Here is a 19466-nt window from a genome sequence, read left to right on the forward strand (position 1 = left end):
CGGCGTCGCCATTTCCGCGACGGTGCCCGCCGCCGCAGCGCTTCGCTGTCGGCTTCGTGTCACGTGAACCGTCTATCAGTGGCAGGGCATGCGTTGCGCGTGCCTCCCCGATCGTCGCCGCAGCCGCGGCCCACCAGGTTGATGAGGTTCCGATGTCGCACCCGCTCCCGTCCGCTTTTCATCCGGCCGCGCCGATGCGCCGCAATCATCCGATGGCGTGGGCCATCGCGGTCGCACTGGGCAGCATGGTGGCCCCGGCCAGCCAAGCGCAGCAGGCGTTCAGCCCGGGCTGGTTCGCCGACCGCGGTGCGGCCCAGGGCAGCGCGGCACAGAGTGGCCGCATGCCCAACGGCGTGCCGATCCAGTTCCAGTTGCCGGCCCAGCAGCAGGATGCAGCACGGCAGAAGCTGCAGCAGTCGATCGACAATCTCGGCACCGCAGCGCAGGCGATTGCCCTGCAGCAGCGACTGCAGGAAAAGGCGCGGCAGGCGCGCCGCGAGGCTGGCTTCATCGTTGCCGATGGCCTCAGCAAGGACGGCCTGAGCGTCGACCAGAACCCGCTGACCCGTGGCTGGCTCAACGCGCGCGAGGCGATCCAGTCGCAGGGCAGCGACGGACGGGTGCAGGTCACGGTCGAGCAGACCGCGGACAAGGCGATCCTGAACTGGGAGACCTTCAACATCGGCGGTAACACCACGCTGAACTTCCTGCAGAACCCTGACTGGGCCGTGCTGAACCGGGTCAACGACCCGGCTGCGCGGCCCAGCCAGATCCTGGGGCAGCTCAACGCCAACGGCACGGTGTTCCTGGCCAACCGCAATGGCGTGGTGTTCGGCAACAACAGCCAGGTCAATGTACGCAACCTGCTGGCAGCCGCAGCGCGGATCAGCGATGCGCAGTTCCGCGACAACGGCCTGTACAGCCCCGACGCCAGCAGCAGCGCGCTCAGCGATGCATTCGGCAAGGTGATGGTGGAGCAGGGCGCCCGCATCGCGACCCATGAGCCGACCAGTGCGACGCGCGGCGGTGGCTACGTGCTGCTGGCGGGACACAGCGTGGAGAACGCCGGCCAGATCGAGGCGCGCAAAGGCCAGGTGCAGCTCGCTGCCGGTGACAGTTTCGTGATCCGGCGCGGCGTGGGTACGGCGACCAATACCAGCTCCACCACCCGCGGCAATGAAATCGCGCCGCGCTTCATCGCTGGCAGCACGGCTGGCAGCGTGCGCAACACCGGCCTGCTGCGCGCCCGCGAGGGTGACGTGACCCTGGCCGGGCGCAGCGTCGAGCAGGCCGGTGTGGCCGTGGCCAGCACCACGCTTGCGCAGCGCGGCACCGTGCATCTTCTGGCTTCGGCCAGTGATGCCGGCAGCAGCGTCACGCTTGCCGATGGAGCCACCACGGCGGTGCTGATCGAGGACGATGGCAAGGCCACGGTGCTGGATACCCAGCGCAACAGCCTCATCAAGGAGTCGGCAGAGCAGGACGCGATCCGCGCCGGCGCGCGCTCGGCAACCTTCGACAATCTGTCCCAGCACAATGATCGCCGGGACCAGTCGCGGGTGGAGATCGTTTCGGGTGGCAACATCCATTTCAGTGCGGATTCGCTGACGGTTGCCACGGGCGGCCAGATCATCGCCGATGCGGCGGCCCGCAGCTACGTAGGCGACGCCGCGCGCGTGGACGTGTCCGGCGCAGTGGGCGTACAGGTGTCGATGGAGAGCAACAATGTCCAGGTCAAGGTGCAGGGCAACGAACTGCGCGACGCCCTGGACAACCGCGACAGCGGCAAGCTGACCAGCAGCGAGATCTGGGTCGACCGCCGCAGGCTGGTCCACGTTCCGGCCGGTACCGGGGGCTACGAGGGTGAGCGCTGGTACGCGGCGGGTGGCCTGCTGGAAGTGGGCGGCTACCTCGACAACCAGGGGCACTCGATCGGCGAATGGGCCGCGCAGGGAGGCACCGTCCTGCTGGGCGGCAGGGAAGTGATCACGCATGGCGGCTCACGCATCAACCTTGCCGGCGGCAGCCTGGATGTGCAGAGCGGCGTGATCCGGCAGAGCTGGGTGCGCGGCGTCGATGGCCAGGTCTACCGCCTCGATGATGCGCCGGCGGAGATGCTGTTCGATGGGTTGTACAGGGGCCACGAAGTAAAGCAGGAGCGCTGGGGCATCACCGAGACCTTCCGTGATCCGATCGTATTCGCGGCGCAGCGTGTCGATAACGGGTACACGGTCGGCCGCGACGCAGGACGCCTGATCGTCTCCGCACCGACCGCGGTGCTGGATGGGCAGGTTGAGACTGCCACCTTCCAAGGCGCGCAGCAGAACCGCAGGCCGGATTCCGCGCTGGAGGGCTATGCGCAGGCGCAGACGGCGGCCGCACGCAACGCGCAGCTGTACTTGGGGCGCTACGACGGCCAGGGCCGCAGCGGTGTGTTCGGCTCGGAGGTGCGCCTGGATGACAAGGCTCCGACGAAGGCGGCGTGGTCGCTGCTGGCGCCGGTCAACGAGGAGCGGCGTGACACAGTGTGGCTGGATACCGCAGAGCTGAGTGCCCAGCAGTGGGGACGGATCGACCTGGCGACCGCCGATCGCATCCGCATCGATGGCAGCCTTCGCCTTCAGGCAGGCGGACAGCTCAATCTGACCGGCAGCGAGGTGGAACTGGCAGGCGACATCGGCATTGCCGGCGGCCAGCTGTCGGCGGGCAACCTGCTGGATGTCCAGGGCCGGCCGACGGCGCTGCTGCACGATGGCCGCGCCCGCACCGCCATTGCCGACGGCACGCGGATCGATCTCTCCGGTGAATGGAGCAATGCGTCACTGGCGATGCCGCTCGACGCCAGCGGTGCCTGGACGGATGGCGGTCGCCTGAGCCTGAGCAACAGTCATGACGTGGTCGTGGGCGCCGAGGCAACGGTTGACGTGGAGGCCGGCGCCGCGTTGGACCTGCGCGGCAAGGGCCGCATCGGCAAAGGGGGCAGCGTCAGCCTGCAGGCGAACAGCAGCACAGTTGCGACCGACGGCAGTGGCCGGGTGCAGCTGGGCGAGGGGAGCCGGTTCAGTGGCCGTGGCCAGGGCAGCGGCACGTTCTCGCTGGGCACCGGTGGCCGGGTGCGGGTGGGCGATGCGGATCCGGCGGACCCAGCAGCGCTGCAGGTGGATGCCGGCCTGTTCGGCAGTGGCTTTGCCCAGTACGACATCAATGGCCATCAAGGGCTGGAGGTTGCCGATGGCACGCAGCTGGCAGCGCGCATGCCGGGCCTTCGGATGACCGCAGACGCGCGCGTCGCGACGGACCGGAAGGAGGCACTGGAGAGCTGGCTGGCACCGCTCTACAGTGCCGATCCGATGAGCGGGCTGGTCCGCCAGCGCAGCGGTGCCAGCGTGAGCCTGCGCTCGGATCGCAACAGCGTCGGCGGCGACCTGCGGGTGGGCAAGGCCGCACTGATCGAGGTCGACCCGGGGCAGGCGATCTCCCTGCTCGGCGCCGGCAACATCGATGTGGAAGGCACGCTGCGTGCGCAGGGAGGACGCATCAGCATCGACGATGTGCGCCTGCCGACCACGCTCTATGCCGGGCAGCGGAGCGAGCGGACCTGGCGGTTCGCCGACGGTGCGCTGCTGGATGCCAGTGCGGATGCGGTGTCACTGGCCGACGCCGGTGGCCGCCTGCAGGGACAGGTGCGGGCGGGGGGGCGCATCGAGATCGGCGGCGCGCTCGACTGGGAGAGCTCCGCGTCGGTGGACAACCGTCCGCCTGAAGCCTTCGTCGTGCTCGAGCGTGGCGCGCAGCTGCGGGCAGCGGGCGCCTCGGCGCCGTTGGATGTCGACGGGAAGGGGCGCACCCGGGTAGACAGCGACGGCGGGCAGATCGTGCTGCGTTCGGCCAACGCTCTGTACCTGGACGGCGCAATGGATGCCTCTGCCGGCGGCAGTGGCGCGCATGGCGGCACCTTGGGCGTGGCCTTTGGTGGCAGTGTTCATGCGCGCGGCGCGAGCAAGGAGGTGCTGCGCGCGCGCGGCATTACGCTCAGCCAGCGCAGCCCGGCCGACGCGGTGCTGCCGGACCGGCTGGAGTATGGGCACGCGGCGCTGTCGGTGGAGCAGATCCAGGCCGGTGGCTTCGACACCCTGTCCGTATTCGGTGACGTCCGCGCGGAGGGCGATGTCGACCTGCGCATGGGCCAGAGCCTGCGCATCTACGGACAGGGGCAGTCAAGCCTCGGCATGGCCGTGGCAGCACCGCAGTCCAGCGGCATTTCGCTGAGTGCTCCGCACCTGCTGCTGGCACAGTCGCACTGGCAGTCGCTGCCGGGTGAGAACCTGGTGGTCACCGATACCGTGGCGTCGGCTGCGGAAGGCGACCACGTGCTGTCGGCGAGGGCTGATCTGATCGACATCCGTGATGTCACCTGGCTGCCCGGCTTCAACCAGGTCGTGCTCGACAGCCGCAGCGACGTGCGGCTGCTCAACGCGGTGTCCAACGGCGGATCGATCAGTGCGTTGATGGCGAGCGGGTCGATGGACGTGAGTGCCGCCCGGCTGTACCCCACCTCCGGTGCGACGGGCTATCTGGTCGCGGGTGCGTCTGCGGCGACCGTGGCGACGCCCGGATACTGGTCAGATCCGGATGCGGTGCTGCGCATCCGGGGTACGGGTACGGCGGCGACCACTCCGCCCGAGTCAGCGCTGGGCGCGTTGCAGCTGGTGGCAGCCACCGTGCAGCAGGGCGGCAACGTGCAGGCGCCGATGGGGGCGCTGCAGCTGGGCGGCCTGGTCCTGGGCGGCACACGCGCCAGCCGGGTGGAGGTGCTGCCGAGCAGCATCACCTCCACCAGTGGCGCAGGTCTGGCGCTGCCCTACGGCGGTACCGTGGACGGTGTGTCGTGGAGAAGGGGCAGCAGCAGCCTGGAGTCACTGACGCCGGCCGGCATTGCGTCCAAGGGCGTGACCCTTACCGCCAACGACGTGGATGTGCATGCCGGTGCGCTGCTGGACGTGTCAGGTGGCGGCGAACTGACCGGCGCGGCATTCGTCTCAGGCCGCGGTGGCTCCGTCGACGTGCTGCGCACCGCGTTGGCCGATGCCAACCCGCGCTATGCGTTCAGTGCCTCCGGCAACCCGGTGTACGCGATCGTGCCGGGACGTGCCGGCAGCTTCGCACCCAGCAGTGATGATGGCTTCGCTGCTCCAGCGGTGGGCCAGCAGATCACCGTACCCGCCGGCGTTCCCGGCCTGCCTGCGGGCACCTACACATTGCTGCCGGCGAGCTTCGCGCTGCAGCCGGGTGCATTCCGCGTCGAGCTGGGCGCGACGGGGACCTCCGGCGTGCCACAGCCGATCCAGACCGGCACCGGTACCTGGCGCGTGTCCGGCCGGCAGGGATCGGCACTGGGCGGGGTGGCGTCGCCGCTGCTCACCGATATCCTGCTGACGCCGGCGGCGGTGGTACGCCGGCATTCCGGCTACAACGAAACCAGCTACAACAGCTTCGTGCAGGCCACCGCCGACCGTCGTGGCGAGGCGCGCGGCTGGCAGACCATCGATGCGCTGGGCCTGACCCTGGCACTGGGTGAAGGCGCTGGTCGCGAGGGAACCGCGGCCATCGACTTCGCCGGCACGGCGCGTTTCTCCGCGGCCAATGAAAAGGGACGCGGCGGTACCTTGGTCGCCACGCTCGCCAGCCCGGCCGTGGGTTCGCTGGAGGTCGCTGCTGCCGGCAGTCCGTCGCAGGCGCACGATCGCGGCGCGACCTTCACCGACGACGCACTCAATGCGCTGCGGCCGGAACGCATGGTGATCGGCGGACAGTTCAACGAGTCGGCTTCGCTGGTGGCGGTGTCCGGCTCGGTGCGCGATGTGGCGATCCGCTCCGGTGCGACCCTGCAGGCACCGGAGATACTGGTGGCTGCGGCGTCCGGTGGCAGCGGCATCCTGGTCGAAGCCGGGGCGACACTCGACACCTTGTCTTTCGCACGCGACAGCGCGTCCGCGCCGACCGTGCCCTATCAGGTCAATGGCGGCCTGCTGGCCGTCTCGAACCAGCGCCTGAACCTGATCACCGGTACGACCGGTGTGGCGGCCGGGCCGGTCGCGATCGACATCGGCGGCTGCCAGAACGACTGCGAAGGCGAGGCACGGCTGGTGTCCGATGGCAGCATCGGGGTGGCCACCGATGGTGTGCTGCAGATGCGCGATTCCGCCCGTTATGGCACGCGTCAGCTTGGCGTGAGCATGGCGGCGCTCAACCTCGGCACCGCCGAGGCGATCGCGCAGGCGGCGGCCGCAGGGGCGTTGCCAAATGGCATGACCATGAACCAGTCCGTGCTGCAGCAGCTGCTGCGCGGCAATGATGCCACCGGCGCACCGGCGCTGGATACGCTGAGCCTGGTCGCACGGGATTCGGTCAACGTCTTCGGCAGCGTCGACCTGGATGCGCGCGACAGTGCCACCGGCCGCGGTGGCCTGCAGACGCTGGTACTGGGCGCGCAGGCCATCCATGGCTATGGTGCGGCGAGCGACCGTGCGCGCATCCTGGTGGACACACTGGTCTGGGACGGTTCGCTGGCGGCGACGCAGGCGCCGGGCAGCGATGCGTCGGTGCCGCCGGCCGATCCGATGGTGGACCGGCTCGGCGCGGGGCAGCTGGACATCGTCACCCGCAACCTGCAGCTGGCGCGCGCCCCGTTCAGCCGTCCCAGCTCCGAGGTGCCTGCCAACCGTCAGGTACTCGGATTTAGTGCGCTGAACCTGAGTGCTTCGGAGCAGCTGTCGTTCTCCGCGCAGGGCACGCTGGACGTGTTCCAGCAGCGCGGCGACTATCTGGCCGACAAGGGCTGGCAGTACAGCGGAGGCAGCCTGGGTATCGATACACCGCTGTTGACCGCCGATCCCGCCGCGCAGCTGCGCGTGCGCACCGGCGGCGACTTCCGCCTGCAGGGGGGCACCGGTAAGGCGGGTGGCGATGCACTGGGCAGTGAGCTGAGCATCGACGCCAACCGGATCACGCTGGACAGCACGATCGCGCTGGCTTCAGGACGGCTGTCTGCGAACGCGCGCGAGGGCATCACGCTTGGCAGCCGGGCGGCGCTGGACCTTGCCGGGCGCAAGGTCTCGCTGTACGACGTGGACAAGTTCAGCTGGGGCGGTGATGTCCTGCTGTCCAGCGACACGGGGGACATCCGCACCGATGCGGCCTCCCGCATCGATGTTTCCGCCCGCAACAACCGCGGCGGGCGCATGACGGTCACCGCAATGGCCGGCCGAGCCGATCTGGCGGGTGATCTGCAGGGCACCGCCAGTGGCCGCTACGATGCCGGTGACACGCTGGTGCCCTACGACGGTGGTGAACTTGTGGTGCGGGCACGCCAGTTGCAAGACTTCACCGGCCTCAACCAGCGATTGACCGCCGGCGGCGTCGTCGGTGGTCGCAGCTTCCAGATCGGTGAAGGCGATCTGCGGATCGGCGACGAAGTGAAGGCGCGCCGGGTCGACATCAGTGTCGACGCGGGCAGCATGACCGTGGCCGGCCGCATCGACGCCAGCGGCGAGCAGGTCGGCAGCATCCGCCTGTACGCCCGTGATCAGTTGCAGGTGGACGGCACGCTGGACGCGCACGGTACCGGCCTGCGCGTGGACAGCCATGGCAAGATCATCGACAGTCCGAACCGGGCCACCATCACGCTGGGCAGCGCCGAAGGCGCCGTTGGTCTGGGCAGCGCGGCGCACCTGGACATGCGTGCAGGCAGCGACGTTGCCCTCGGTGACGGCCCTGGACAGAACGACGGCATGGCGCGGGGCTCGCTGAAGATCGATGTGCCGCGGCTGGGCAGCAACGACGCGGCGATTGCTGCGGCCAGCGGCCTGCGCATCGATGGCGCGGCCGACATCCAGCTCAATGGTGTCCGTCGCTACGACGATGCGCCCCTGGCCAGCACCGCTGATGTGCGCGGCAACCGCGCGCAGCTGGTCACCCAGCAGTGGCTGGACCAGGTGGTCGATCCGCACAGCGTGGCCTGGATCGATGGCGCGCTGGGCAATCCGGATCTGCAGCAGCGCACCGCCGCGCTGGGCGACGTCCGCCTGCGTCCCGGCGTGCAGGTGGTGGCGCGGCGCAGCGAGGCCAATCCCGAGGGCGACCTGACCATTGCCGGCGACATCGATCTGTCCGGCTACCGCTACGGGCCCGAAGCCAACCGCGCCGATCCATCGCGGCGTGGCTTCGGTGAATCGGCTTCGCTGGTACTGCGCGCCGAAGGCAACATCAACGTCCATGGCAGCATCAACGATGGTTTCGCACCGCCGCCGTCCACGCCGGACGAGGGCGGTTGGCAGTTGTATGAGGCTCGCAATGGCAGCGCCGGGCACACCCCCTTCGGTGGCGACCTGGTGGTGCCGGTGGACGGAGTGAAGCTGCAGCCCGGCACCGAGTTCCAGGCCGGCACCCGCCTGAACTATGACGTGCCGGTCGAATCGGTAACGCTTCCGGTCGGTACCGTGCTGCCCGCGCCGATGGTGATCTCGCAGACCCTGCGCCTGCCTGCGGGCACGGTGCTGGGTGCGGCGGTGACCACCGACTCCGGGCAGACGCTGGCGGCGGGCACCGTGCTGCAGAAGCCGCTGGTGCTGGCGGCCGGTGCGCGCCTGGGGGCCGGCTTCCGCCTGCGCAGCGCCGTACAGATGGCGGCACAGGAGTGGCCCGCCGGCGCGGTGCTGCCGGTTGCGCTGCGCCTGGCACGCGAAGTCGAGCTCAAGGTGGGCGCCTACATCCCATCGTTGACCAAGGTGGAGCTGCCCGGCAACGGGCCGGTGAATCTGCGGCCGGCCGATGCCAACGGCAACCAGGGGCGCAACTGGGCGCTGGCGCCGATGCTGGCCGAGGGCACCACATCTTGGGACCTGACCGTGGTTGCCGGTGCCGATTCCGGGGCGGCCGATCCACGCAGCCGGCGCTGGGGCGCCGAAGGCAGCGTGGTGCTGGCCGACACCCACCAGGGCTCAATCGGTACGGTCAAGACCGAAATCATTTGGGTGGGTGATCGTGCGTTGACTGAGCGGGCATCGCTGGACTGGATCGGCGACACCTCCTATGCGGGCCGTCCGATCGCGGAGCTGGCCGACATGTACGGCTTCACCGAAGATGAGTTCTGTGCGATGTCGGCTGACTACTGCGGCCCGGCCCCCCGCCAGGTGGCCGCGCAGGGCTCGCTGGATTACTGGGGCGATGAGTCCTACGTGGGCACCCCTGCGAAGGACTTCGCGGCGATGTTCGGCATGACCGAAGACGAGTTCTGCAGCACCGCACCCAGCTACTGCGCCGGCGGTGGCACGCAGACCGAAGTGACCACCTACGGCAAGCGCGCGGGCACGCCGGCCTGGAGCGTGCTGCGCACCGGCAAGGGGGACCTGGAACTGCTCGCTGCCGGTGATGTCGTGATGAAGTCCGGCTTCGGTGTGTACACGGCGGGCACTCCCACCACGCTGGGCGAGGGCCGCGACGCTGCCTTCAATTCGCCCCGTGCAGCAGCCCCCAGGAACACCGCACTGCTGGGTCCGAACCTGGTGCCGGGCAGCTATGATGCCGCGTTGGCCGGCTATCAGGCCTGGTATCCCGATCATGGCGGCAACCTGCGCGTCGAAGCCGGGCGAGATATCGTCGGTGACGTCTGGACCGGGCGCGCAGAGTCGGGCACCAGCGAGCGTGACTGGGCGCTGTACTCCAGTGCCGCGGTCGGCAATTGGCTGTGGCGGCAGGGAACCGGCAGCACCACCGGCGTGGAGCCGGTGCCGACCAGCTGGTGGGTGAACTTTGGCGCCTACACCAACGTGTCCGCTGCTGCTGGCGCCTCTCCGCGGATGGTCGGCTTCACCGGCTTCGGTACATTGGGCGGCGGCAACTTGACGCTGGAGGCCGGGCGTGACGCCGGCGTGCGCGATGCGATAGGTGACGCGCTGGACTCGACGATCGCACCGCGCTCGGGTGCGATCATCGCGGCGGTGGGATCGACCGGCCGGGTCAGCGATGGCCAGCTGCACCTGACCGGCGGCGGCGACCTGCAACTGCGTATCGGTGGCGCACTGAATCCGAATCTGCGGGCGACGTTCTCCAGCCTCAATGCCTCCAGGGCGGGACAGAATCTCGACCTCAACGGTACCTTCAGCAATCTGCGTGGCAGCCTGCAGCTGGATGCGGGACGCATCGGTGCAATGGGCGTCACCCTGGAAAGCTACGCGACGCTGGGCCAGCTGCGTGCGGCCGATCTGTTCGCCGCCGACGCCGCTCGCCCGATGGGCGGGCCGGTGCTGGTGCTGGGCGATGCGGTCGCGCAGCTGCAGGCGCGGGGTGACGTCGTGCTCGGCGGCGTCGCCGATGCCGGTCGGGTTCCACTGGCCAACTACAGCGCGGTGGTGCACGACAACGGCAGCCGCGCTGCGGGCAGCACCTGGTTCTCCCTGTGGACCGACACGACCGCCGTGGACCTGTTCAGTGCCGGTGGCGACCTGGCGCCGGGCCTGGCCGGGCCGGATAACGTGACCGGCAGCAATCTGTGGCCCGAGCAGGTTGCGCTGGCACCGGGGAGCCGGGAGGAGCTGCTGAACTACTGGCTCTATCCTTCGCGCTTCAGCGCCATTGCTGCGCAGGGCGACGTCAAGCTGCACCGGATCAGCACCACGCCGGGGACGCAGGATGTGATCCTGCTGGCACCCTCGGCGACAGGACGGCTGGACGTCCTGGCCGGTGGCGGCATCTTCGCCCAGCGTGGCGCGACCCAGATCGCGCGCTCCGCCAGCGACGCGCGCCTGCCGGGACCCTTCGACCCTGCATTCATGGCCGAGCAGGGGGATTCCAGCGGCAATGTGACCCGCTCGCGTCACAACCCGTCGGTGGACGGCAACATTGCATCGCCGCAGGCATCGCTTCCGCTGTTCGCCTTCGGCCCCGGTACACCGCTGTCCACGGTCTCTGCGGCACTGGCACCGAGCCGCTTCTACGCGGTGCAGGGCGACATCATCGGTCTGGCCACCGGCGCCCAACGCACGCTGGATGCCAACGGGGGGCGGCGCACGCAGCTGAACTGGTTCGAGGCCGCCGGCGCCGTGCAACTGCGGGCAGGCCGGGACATCCTCGGGGTGTCGATGACCGCTTTGAACACCGCGCCCACCGACATCACGGTGGTGGCGGCGGGCCGCGACATCGTGCATCTGAACGCGACCATCGCCGGCCCCGGCGACACCGAGATCAGTGCCGGCCGCCAGCTGCGCCAGGAGGATGCGGGCAGCATCGTCAGCCTCGGTGGCATCGTGCAGGGCGATGCCCGTCCCGGCGCCAGCATCGCGTTGACGGCCGGCAACCAGCAGATCGATTTCGCGGCCCTGCGTGCCCGCTATCTGGACCCAGTCAACCTTGCCGATCCCGCGCAATCGCTCGCGTCGCAGCCGGGCAAGGCAGTCAAGGTCTACAACCAGGAGCTGAAGCAGTGGCTGCAGCAGCGCTTCGGCGTGGCTGCCGACGGCGACGGGGCGCTGGCTGCATTCGACGCACTGCCGCAGGAACAGCAGCGCATCTTCCTGCGTCAGGTGTACTACGCCGAACTGCGCGAAGGTGGGCGTGAGTACACCGATGCAGAAGGGCCCCGCTTCGGCTCCTACCTGCGCGGGCGCGAAGCCATCGCCACGCTGATGCCGGACAGGAATGCGGCCGGTGCGACGATCGACCGTACCGGCGATATCGTGATGTACGGCGGTTCCGGCGTGCGCACCGAGGCGGGCGGCAACGTCGAACTGATGGCACCGGGCGGACAGATCGTGGTCGGCGTACAGGGCGTGGTGCCGCCTGCCAGCGCCGGCCTCGTCACCCAGGGGCAGGGCGATATCCGCCTGTTCAGCCAGGACAGCGTCCTGCTGGGCCTGTCGCGGGTGATGACCACGTTCGGCGGCGACATCCTGGCCTGGTCGGAGCAGGGTGACATCAATGCCGGTCGCGGTTCGCAGACGACGCTGCTGTACACGCCACCGCGTCGCCTCTATGACGGCTGGGGCAATGTGATCCTGTCGCCGCAGGCTCCCGCCAGTGGCGCAGGCATTGCGACCTTGAACCCCATCGCCGAAGTGCCGCCGGGCGACGTCGACCTGATCGCGCCGCTGGGCACCATCGATGCGGGTGAGGCCGGTATCCGCGTCTCGGGCAACATCAATCTGGCGGCGCTGCAGGTGCTCAACGCCGCCAACATCCAGGTACAGGGCGAGAGCAAGGGCCTGCCGGTGCTGGCCACGGTGAACGTCAATGCGCTGGCTTCGGCCAGTGCGGCAGCGAACAGCGCCAGCCAGGCGGCACAGGACGTGATGCGCAAGAGCCAGGACGACGCACGGCGCAACCAGCCGTCAGTGATCAGCGTGCAGATTCTCGGCTTCGGCAGCGGCACCAGCAGCATTGCGCCGCCGGCGCGCGGCACGACCGCCAACAGCGGCTACGACGCCAACAGCGCCTTCCAGTTCCCGCAGGCAAGCCGCGACGAAGGCACGCAGCGCCGATAGGCATAGCACGCCCCGGTAGGTGCCGACCTTGGTCGGCACGCATTGCCCGATGCAGCGCATCGGGCTGCAGCATCGGGCCAGCCGCCAGGGAACGGTGGCGGCCCCAGCCAGGACGGCACGGAGGGCAGGGAGCGGCCATCAGCGGTGAGGACCACCGACACAGCGCCGCCGGGTGCAGGAGAGCACCCGGCGGTAGGAGGGACGCGCGCATGTGTCACGGTAGATGCCGACCTTGGTCGGCAGTAGATCCTCGCCATGCGTGGATGCCCGGACAGCCTCAGTGCCGACCAACGGTCGGCACCCACCAGAGCAGGCGTGGCAGCAGGAGCCGCCCGGCCGTAGGTCCACGCCATGCGTGGATGCGCTACCACGACCGAATCCTACAACTCCAGCACCCGCCGGTAACTCAACGGCCCGCGCCCATCGCGCAGTCCCAACCGCAGTTCAAGTCCGGTGGCCGGCAATACCTCGCCCTCGCTCGGCAACACGGCCCATCCCGTTCCAGGCTGCCACGCCCGCACCTCGAACCGCTGCACATCGCGCGCCACCGCAAGGCCCTTCGACGGATCCGGTGCGGGCAGGGGATACCGGTCCGTAGCCGCACCACTGGCCCGCCACAGCGTGCTGCCCTGCCGCCACCAGCGCACCCGCTGCCAGTGCCGCCCATCACTGCCGACACTGCGGGTGATCTCCAGCGCGAAGCTGCCATCCGGGTGCTGCTCGCTCACCAGCGACGGGGGCAGCAGTCGCTGCGGACGATCTGCCGGGCGCACCGCGCCATTCATCAGCGCATCGTCGGCACGCATTTCAATATCGCGCTGGAACTGCTGTAGCACGCGCAGCGCCGTCGTGGTCTCGGCATCGGCCTGGCGCAGGCGCTGATCGCTGTTGGCCACGCTGTCCAGCGCACGCCAGCAGATCAGCGCCAGCACGCCCATGATGGTGATCGCGATCATCACCTCGATCAGGGTGAAGCCACGCACGGCGCGCCTCATTGCGCCGCAGTCCACGGCAGCTGCATCCGGGCCAGCGACTGCCGCGGTGCATCTTCGGCCACCACGGTCAATTCCAGTTGCGGCTGCCCGTCGCTGCCGGTGCCCAGATGCTGCAGGACCAGGAAGCTGCCGCGTCCCTGCACACAGCGCTGCCGGGCATCCTGCGGCGGCTGCCCGGCGAGGCGCAGCTCCTGCCAGCGGTCCTGCGCACACAACAGCGCCAGGCGACGGTCGCGCAGCCGTGACTGATCGTCGGTCGCCACTGCCACCGAGCGCATCACCGCAGCCAGCGCAATCGATACGATCGCCAGCGCGATCAGCACCTCGATCAGGGTGAATCCGCGCGCCGTCTGCTTCACTGCACGACCTGCAATTGTCCGCTGCCATCATCACGAAGACGCAGTGCGCGGCCGTCCAGCGACAGTCCAAGCTCCCAGGCGGTACCGATCCACTCCGGGCTCAGCTCGATGGCGTTGGTGGGCTGCACCGCGATGCCTGCAGCCTGCCACTTCTGTGGACGCAGCAGATCATCGCGTTCAACGGTGACCCAGCGGCTGCCTTCGAGGCGGCTGAAACGATAGCCAGCGGCGTCGGCCTGCCAGCGCAGGGGGCGGCCATCGATGCGGGCCTCGTCGCGCGCCACCTGCAGGCGCTGCGCCAGTCGTTCGCCTTCCTGCCGCAGCTGCCGGCCCGGGTCGAGCAGGCTGCCCAGGCCCAGGCCGATGCCCGCTGTGCAGATGCCGATGATCACCAGCACCACCATCAGTTCCAGCAGGGTGAACCCACGCGGCACACGCTGCATCGACGTTGCCTCCTGTCCTGGCCGATACCTGCCAGCGTAGGCCCGCATGATGAAACAAAAGCGTCAGCCGCACCTGCTAGCGTAGGCGGACACGAACGTGGCGATGATGTGGAACATGGACGGCAGGCGCTGGGATCGGAATCGGATGTTGACCCTGCTGGCGGCGACGCTGCTGCTGGCCGTGGTGGCCTATTGGAGCGTCACCCTGTCTGCGGTGGCGCCAGCGGCGGCCGCGAACGAAGCGCATGCCGAGGCGCCGGTACGGCCGATGTTCGATGCAGTGGCCAGCCTGCCACTGGTGCGGTTGCTGTCTCCCGGCGCGGTGCAGACCGAGGTGGTCGTGCTGGGCGTGATGGCGGGTGACCATGCGCCATTGGCCCTGCTCTCGGTAGATGGACGCCCAGCGGAAGCGTATGCGCCCGGCCAACGACTCGGACCCTGCACGGTACTGGCCAGCATCAGCGCCAGCGCTGTGGAACTGAACCAAGCCGGGCAAACGCGCAGCCTGCCGGTGCCCGCGCTGCCAGCGGTGCCAAGCGATGGCATCGTGCCCGCCGGCTCCCTGTAGAGCCGAGCCCGCGCTCGGCTGCGTCTGGAAGAACAGTCGAGCACGGCTCGACTCTACAAAATCCAGTGGAGCATGGCTCGACTCTACAAAATCCTGCCGAGCGCGGGCCCGGCTCCACAGCTGCGCAGGCTCAGCGCGCCGGACGCTGCGGTTCCACCGAACGACCAAAGGCATCGCCCATGCGCTGTCGTGTGCCTTCCAGGTTGTACTGCATCAGCTGGTTGCCCGGCTGCCGCATCAGGCGTTCGGCTTCAGGCAGCGCCGGTGACTTCGCCGATTTCGGCGCCGGGGCCAGTTTGCGTTGCAGGCACTCCCAGGCGGGAATGCGCTCGCCGTTGACCTGTACTTCGATGCAGGGTGCGGCATCGTCCTGTTTCTTCGCCTCTCCGGTCCAGGCCGATGGCAACGCCAGCAACAAGGCAAGGGCGAGGGCAGGGCGAAGGCCCGCCTTCAACGACTCACTCATCTTGAATCTCCTGCGAAAACCGACGCTCAGCAATGAAGACGTATGGCGAAGACAGTGTCCGCCTGCAACTGTTCCGGCGCTGTCAAAAGATGACAGCACTGTCACAAAACTGTTGGCGGTTTTGACGCGACGTACACGTCCTGTTGATAGACCCACGCGCCGCTCCCTGGCCACTCCCTTCGATACGACGCGATGCCTTCGATGACTCCTGTTCCGTGCCGAGCCGTCCGCCTTCCGCTGCGCCTGCATCCGCTGGTGCTGGCTCTGGCCGCGATGCCGCTGCCATTGTTCGCGCAGGACGCGGCGCCTGCGCCCAGCGTGAACATCAATGAATACATCGTGCGCGGCAACACCGTGCTCGATCCGCGCCAGATCGAACGTGCGGTGGAGCCGTTCCTCGGCCCGGGCAAGACCCTGGCCGATGTCGAGAAGGCGCGCGATGCCGTCAATGCGCTGTACCAGCAGGCAGGCTACCAGTCGGTCTACGTCGAGCTGCCCGAGCAGCAGGTCAGTGGCGGCGTCGTGCTGTTGAAGGTGCAGCAGACGCCGATCGGGCAGCTGCGGGTCGTAGGCACGAAGCACGAATCGCCCGAACGCATCCGCGAACGCGTGCCGGCACTTGCCGAGGGCAAGGTGCCGGACTTCGAACAGGCGCAGAAGGAACTGACCGCGCTGAATGAAGGCGGACGTCGCCAGGTGATGCCGCTGGTGCGCGAGGGCCAGGTGCCGGGCACGATGGATGTGGACCTGCAGGTCGAAGAGAAGTCGCCGTGGCGTGCCAGCGCGTCACTCAACAACGACCACAGCGCCGATACCGAGAAGCTGCGCCTGAGTGCATCGCTGGCCTACGACAACCTGTGGAAGCGCGGCCATAGCGCCAACATCGGCGTGTACCTGGCGCCGGAAGATACCAAGCAGGCCAAGGTGTTCTCGGCCTCGTACATGATGCCGTTCGAGGGCACGCCGTGGAGCCTGGAAGCGTCCGGCTACAAGTCCGACAGCCGCGTGCTGAACGCGGGCGGACAGGTCGGTACCGGCACCGGAACCAATGTGATTGGCAACGGCCATTCGATCGGTCTCAAGCTCAACTATCGACTGGCCGGCAGCAGCCAGTGGTGGCGCCAGCTCAGCCTCGGCGTGGACTTCAAGGACACCGAGGAAGACACGCAGATGGGCAAGGAAAGCCTGAAGACGCCGCTGAAGTACGCGCCGATCACCCTGGCGTTTGTCGGTGTGCGCCAGGGCGAGCAGGATCAGTTGAGCATCAACACCCAGCTGGTGGCCGGTACCCGCCGCCTGTTTGGCTATGGCAGCGATGCCATCGGATTCGGGCAGAAGCGCTACTGGGCGGACCCCAGTTTCATCGCGTTCAAGGCCGATGTGGCCAACACCCACACCTTCGGCAGCGATTGGCAGTGGTACGCGCGCGGCTCGCTGCAGGTGACCGACGCACCGCTGGTGTCGGCCGAGCAGTTCGCCGCCGGTGGCATGTACACCGTGCGCGGCTATCTGTCGGCCGAGGCGATCGGCGACTACGGCGGCCTGGCCAGCCTGGAATGGCGTACCCCGGCGTGGTCGCTGTGGAGCGGCACGGATCTGCGCGTCTACAGCTTTGCCGACGCCGCCTACCTGCGCCTGCGCCAGCCGCTGCCCGAACAGCGTGACAAGTACAACCTGGCCTCGGTCGGCCTGGGCGCGCAGCTGCGCCTGGGTGAGCACCTGCAGCTGCGCCTGGACTACGCCTGGCCCTATGCCGATGGCCCGGTCACGCGCAAGGACGACCCGCGCCTGCATTTCAACATCAGCACCAGTTACTGACCCATCCCTTGAACATGCGTTCTCCGGAGACCCCTCGCATGGACCGTTTGCTTTCCCGAGTGTTGCTGCTGCTGGCCGCGCTGGTTGCGTTGCCTGCTGCTGCGGCCGATGCCAATTGGTGGCAGGCCGAATGGAAGTACCGCAAGCCGATCACCGTCGACGCCGGCCCGCAGGGCGCGGGCCTGGCCGGTGACCCGGGCCGCACGCCGCTGCTGCTGCGCCTGCATACCGGCAACTTCGGTTTCGACGGTACCCAGGACGCGGGCAACGACCTGCGCTTCGTGTCGGGCGATGGCCGCACCGTGCTGGCCCATCAGATCGAACAGTTCGATCCCAAGCTGGGCCTGGCCCTGGTCTGGGTGGACGTGCCAGCAGTCAGCGCCGCCGCGCCGCAGACGATCTGGATGTACTACGGCAATGAGAAGGCACCGGCCAGCGGCAACGGCCAGCAGGTGTTCGACCCGGACTACACGCTGGTCTACCACTTTGCCGAGGCCAATGCGCCGGCGCGCGACACCACCGCTTACGGCAACAACGCCGGCGCCGTCGTGCCGCCGTCCGAGGGCGCGGTGATCGGTCGTGGCGTGCAACTGGGTGCGGGCCCGCTGCCACTGCCCGCCAGCGCGTCGCTGGCCCAGGAAGCGGGTGCGCCGCTGACCGTCTCGGCCTGGATCAAGCCGGGCAGCAACAATGCCGCGCAGGCGATCTACGCCCGTCGTGATGGCGCGTCCGAGCTGGTGCTGGGTATCGAGAACCGGGTGCCGTTCGTGCAGCTCAACGGCCAGCGCAGCACGCCTGCACAGCCGATTCCGGAAGGGCAGTGGGCGCACGTGGCGCTGACGGCGGAGAAGGGCGCGTTGCAGCTGTACCTCAACGGCCGTGTGGTGGCCCAGCTGAGCGGCGAGCTGCCGGCGCTGGGCAGCGCGCCGGTGGTCGGCGCCGATGCCCCGGGTGCGGCGCAGCCGCTGGCCAACTTCGAAGGAGCGCTGGATGAGCTGCGCGTCTCGCGGGTGGCACGCCCGGCGGCGCTGCTGCTGGCCGACGCCACCGCGCAGGGCGCCGATTCACGCCTGATCAGCTACGGTGCCGACGAGCAGTCGGCTGGCCAGAGCCACTTCGCCTTCATCCTCAAGGCGATGCCGTTCGATGCCTGGGTGGTGGTCGCCATCCTTGGCCTGATGATGCTGCTGTCGTGGGCGATCATGATCGCCAAGAGCCGCCACTTCGGCCGTACCAGCAAGGCCAATGCGGTGTTCACCGAGAGTTTCGGCAAGCTGTCCGGCGTGCCGCTGCGCACCCTGTCGGACATGGATCGCCAGGGCAAGGCACCGACTGCGATGCACGATGGCTCGTTGTGGCGCATCTACCAGGTGGCCATCGATGAAATGCAGCAGCGCCACCAGCGCGACGGCAACAGTGGCTACCTGAGTGGCGCCACCATCGCCGCGATCCGTGCCTCGATGGATGCGGTGATGGTGCGCGAGCAGGAGGCGATGGCGCGGCGCATGAACTGGCTGTCGACCACCATCGAAGGTGCGCCCTACGTGGGCCTGTTCGGCACCGTGATCGGCATCATGCTGGTGTTCGTGGTGGCGGCGATGGCCGGCGCAGTGGACATCAACTCGGTGGCGCCGGGCATGGCCGCGGCGCTGCTGTGTACCGCTGCCGGCCTCGGCGTCGCCATCCCGGCACTGTTCGGCTACAACTACCTGGGTGCGCGTGCCGAAGCGATCGGCGCGGACATGGCGGTGTTCATCGACGAGTTCGCCGCGCGCCTGGCCGAAGAGCAGGACGGGCGCGGCCCGGCCGCGGTCCAGGGCTGAGGGGCGCGCCATGGGCCAGAAGGCGAAGTTCGGCATCAAGAAGCGCGAGAAGGGCATCAACGTAACGCCCTTCGTCGACGTGCTGCTGGTGGTGCTGGTGATCTTCATCCTGACCAGCAACGCCTCCATCCCCGGCATCGAGGTCAACCTGCCGAAGGCCAGCAACAGCGTGGCCCTGGAAAAGCCGAAGACCAAGGCGATCACCATCGACCCCAGTGGCCAGGTGTTCCTGGATGCCTACCCGGTGACGATGGCCGAGCTGGAAGACCGGCTGCGTACCGAACGCGCGACCACGCCGGATTTCCCGGTGATCGTGCGCGGTGATGCGCAGGTGCAGTACGCCCGCGTGGTCGAGGTGCTGGACCTGCTGCGGCGGCTGGAGCTGGCCCAGGTCGGCCTGGTCACCGGCAAGGCGCAGGGTTGAGGCATGACGGCCCATCAACCCCCTCGACCGGAGC

At 68.7% G+C, this 19466-nt stretch carries 9 protein-coding genes; 5 read left to right on the plus strand and 4 right to left on the minus strand.

Going from position 1 to position 19466, the window contains the following annotated elements; translation table 11 throughout:
- Positions 1–152 precede the first annotated feature (152 nt).
- Positions 153–12536 (plus strand): filamentous haemagglutinin family protein, encoded by a 12384-nt coding sequence (locus N7573_RS13825; RefSeq protein ID WP_279913330.1) that lies wholly within the window; start codon positions 153–155, stop codon positions 12534–12536.
- A 380-nt stretch (positions 12537–12916) separates the two neighbouring features.
- Here the strand turns inward: N7573_RS13825 and N7573_RS13830 are convergent, their stop codons facing one another.
- From N7573_RS13830 to gspH, 3 genes are read right to left on the minus strand one after another with little or no spacing between them, the layout of a single operon-like run.
- Entirely contained in the window at positions 12917–13531 is a 615-nt protein-coding gene (locus tag N7573_RS13830; RefSeq protein ID WP_279913766.1) for a prepilin-type N-terminal cleavage/methylation domain-containing protein, read from the minus strand.
- The gene (gene gspI / locus N7573_RS13835) at positions 13528–13890 is read right to left on the minus strand and encodes a type II secretion system minor pseudopilin GspI (protein WP_032128115.1); all 363 of its coding nucleotides are present in this window, start codon (positions 13888–13890) and stop codon (positions 13528–13530) included. The genes N7573_RS13830 and gspI overlap by 4 nt, the downstream gene beginning before the upstream one ends.
- Entirely contained in the window at positions 13887–14333 is a 447-nt protein-coding gene (gene gspH / locus N7573_RS13840; protein ID WP_279913767.1) for a type II secretion system minor pseudopilin GspH, read from the minus strand. The genes gspI and gspH overlap by 4 nt, the downstream gene beginning before the upstream one ends.
- A 103-nt stretch (positions 14334–14436) precedes the next feature.
- Here gspH and N7573_RS13845 point away from each other — a divergent pair, with 103 nt between their 5' ends.
- Complete coding sequence (locus N7573_RS13845; protein WP_279913769.1) at positions 14437–14901, plus strand: general secretion pathway protein; 465 nt, start codon at positions 14437–14439, stop codon at positions 14899–14901.
- Positions 14902–15031: 130 nt separating this feature from the next.
- On the opposite strand, the gene N7573_RS13850 is transcribed toward N7573_RS13845, so the two are convergent.
- A complete protein-coding gene (locus N7573_RS13850; RefSeq protein ID WP_279913770.1) occupies positions 15032–15367 on the minus strand; it encodes a hypothetical protein in 336 nt (111 codons plus the stop codon).
- Between the two features lie 201 nt (positions 15368–15568).
- On the opposite strand from N7573_RS13850, the gene N7573_RS13855 reads away from it, so the two are divergent.
- From N7573_RS13855 to N7573_RS13865, 3 genes are read left to right on the plus strand one after another with little or no spacing between them, the layout of a single operon-like run.
- Complete coding sequence (locus tag N7573_RS13855; protein WP_279913771.1) at positions 15569–17185, plus strand: ShlB/FhaC/HecB family hemolysin secretion/activation protein; 1617 nt, start codon at positions 15569–15571, stop codon at positions 17183–17185.
- A 38-nt stretch (positions 17186–17223) separates the two neighbouring features.
- On the plus strand, positions 17224–19008 hold the full coding sequence (locus N7573_RS13860) for a MotA/TolQ/ExbB proton channel family protein (protein ID WP_279913773.1): 1785 nt from the start codon (positions 17224–17226) through the stop codon (positions 19006–19008).
- Positions 19009–19018: 10 nt separating this feature from the next.
- Positions 19019–19432, plus strand: a complete 414-nt coding sequence (locus N7573_RS13865; RefSeq protein WP_005409874.1) for a biopolymer transporter ExbD — start codon at positions 19019–19021, stop codon at positions 19430–19432.
- The last annotated feature ends 34 nt before the right edge of the window (positions 19433–19466 follow it).

This window comes from Stenotrophomonas sp. GD04054, assembly GCF_029836955.1.
In the GTDB taxonomy this organism is placed as follows: domain Bacteria; phylum Pseudomonadota; class Gammaproteobacteria; order Xanthomonadales; family Xanthomonadaceae; genus Stenotrophomonas; species Stenotrophomonas maltophilia_A.

What these genes read in the sequence shown, in the direction of transcription:
- N7573_RS13825 (WP_279913330.1), top strand. Translation starts at nt 153, where the DNA reads ATGTCGCACCCGCTCCCGTCCGCTTTTCATCCGGCCGCGCCGATGCGC.
- N7573_RS13830 (WP_279913766.1), bottom strand. Translation starts at nt 13,531, where the DNA reads ATGAGGCGCGCCGTGCGTGGCTTCACCCTGATCGAGGTGATGATCGCG.
- gspH (WP_279913767.1), bottom strand. Translation starts at nt 14,333, where the DNA reads ATGCAGCGTGTGCCGCGTGGGTTCACCCTGCTGGAACTGATGGTGGTG.
- N7573_RS13845 (WP_279913769.1), top strand. Translation starts at nt 14,437, where the DNA reads ATGATGTGGAACATGGACGGCAGGCGCTGGGATCGGAATCGGATGTTG.
- N7573_RS13850 (WP_279913770.1), bottom strand. Translation starts at nt 15,367, where the DNA reads ATGAGTGAGTCGTTGAAGGCGGGCCTTCGCCCTGCCCTCGCCCTTGCC.
- N7573_RS13855 (WP_279913771.1), top strand. Translation starts at nt 15,569, where the DNA reads ATGACTCCTGTTCCGTGCCGAGCCGTCCGCCTTCCGCTGCGCCTGCAT.
- N7573_RS13860 (WP_279913773.1), top strand. Translation starts at nt 17,224, where the DNA reads ATGGACCGTTTGCTTTCCCGAGTGTTGCTGCTGCTGGCCGCGCTGGTT.
- N7573_RS13865 (WP_005409874.1), top strand. Translation starts at nt 19,019, where the DNA reads ATGGGCCAGAAGGCGAAGTTCGGCATCAAGAAGCGCGAGAAGGGCATC.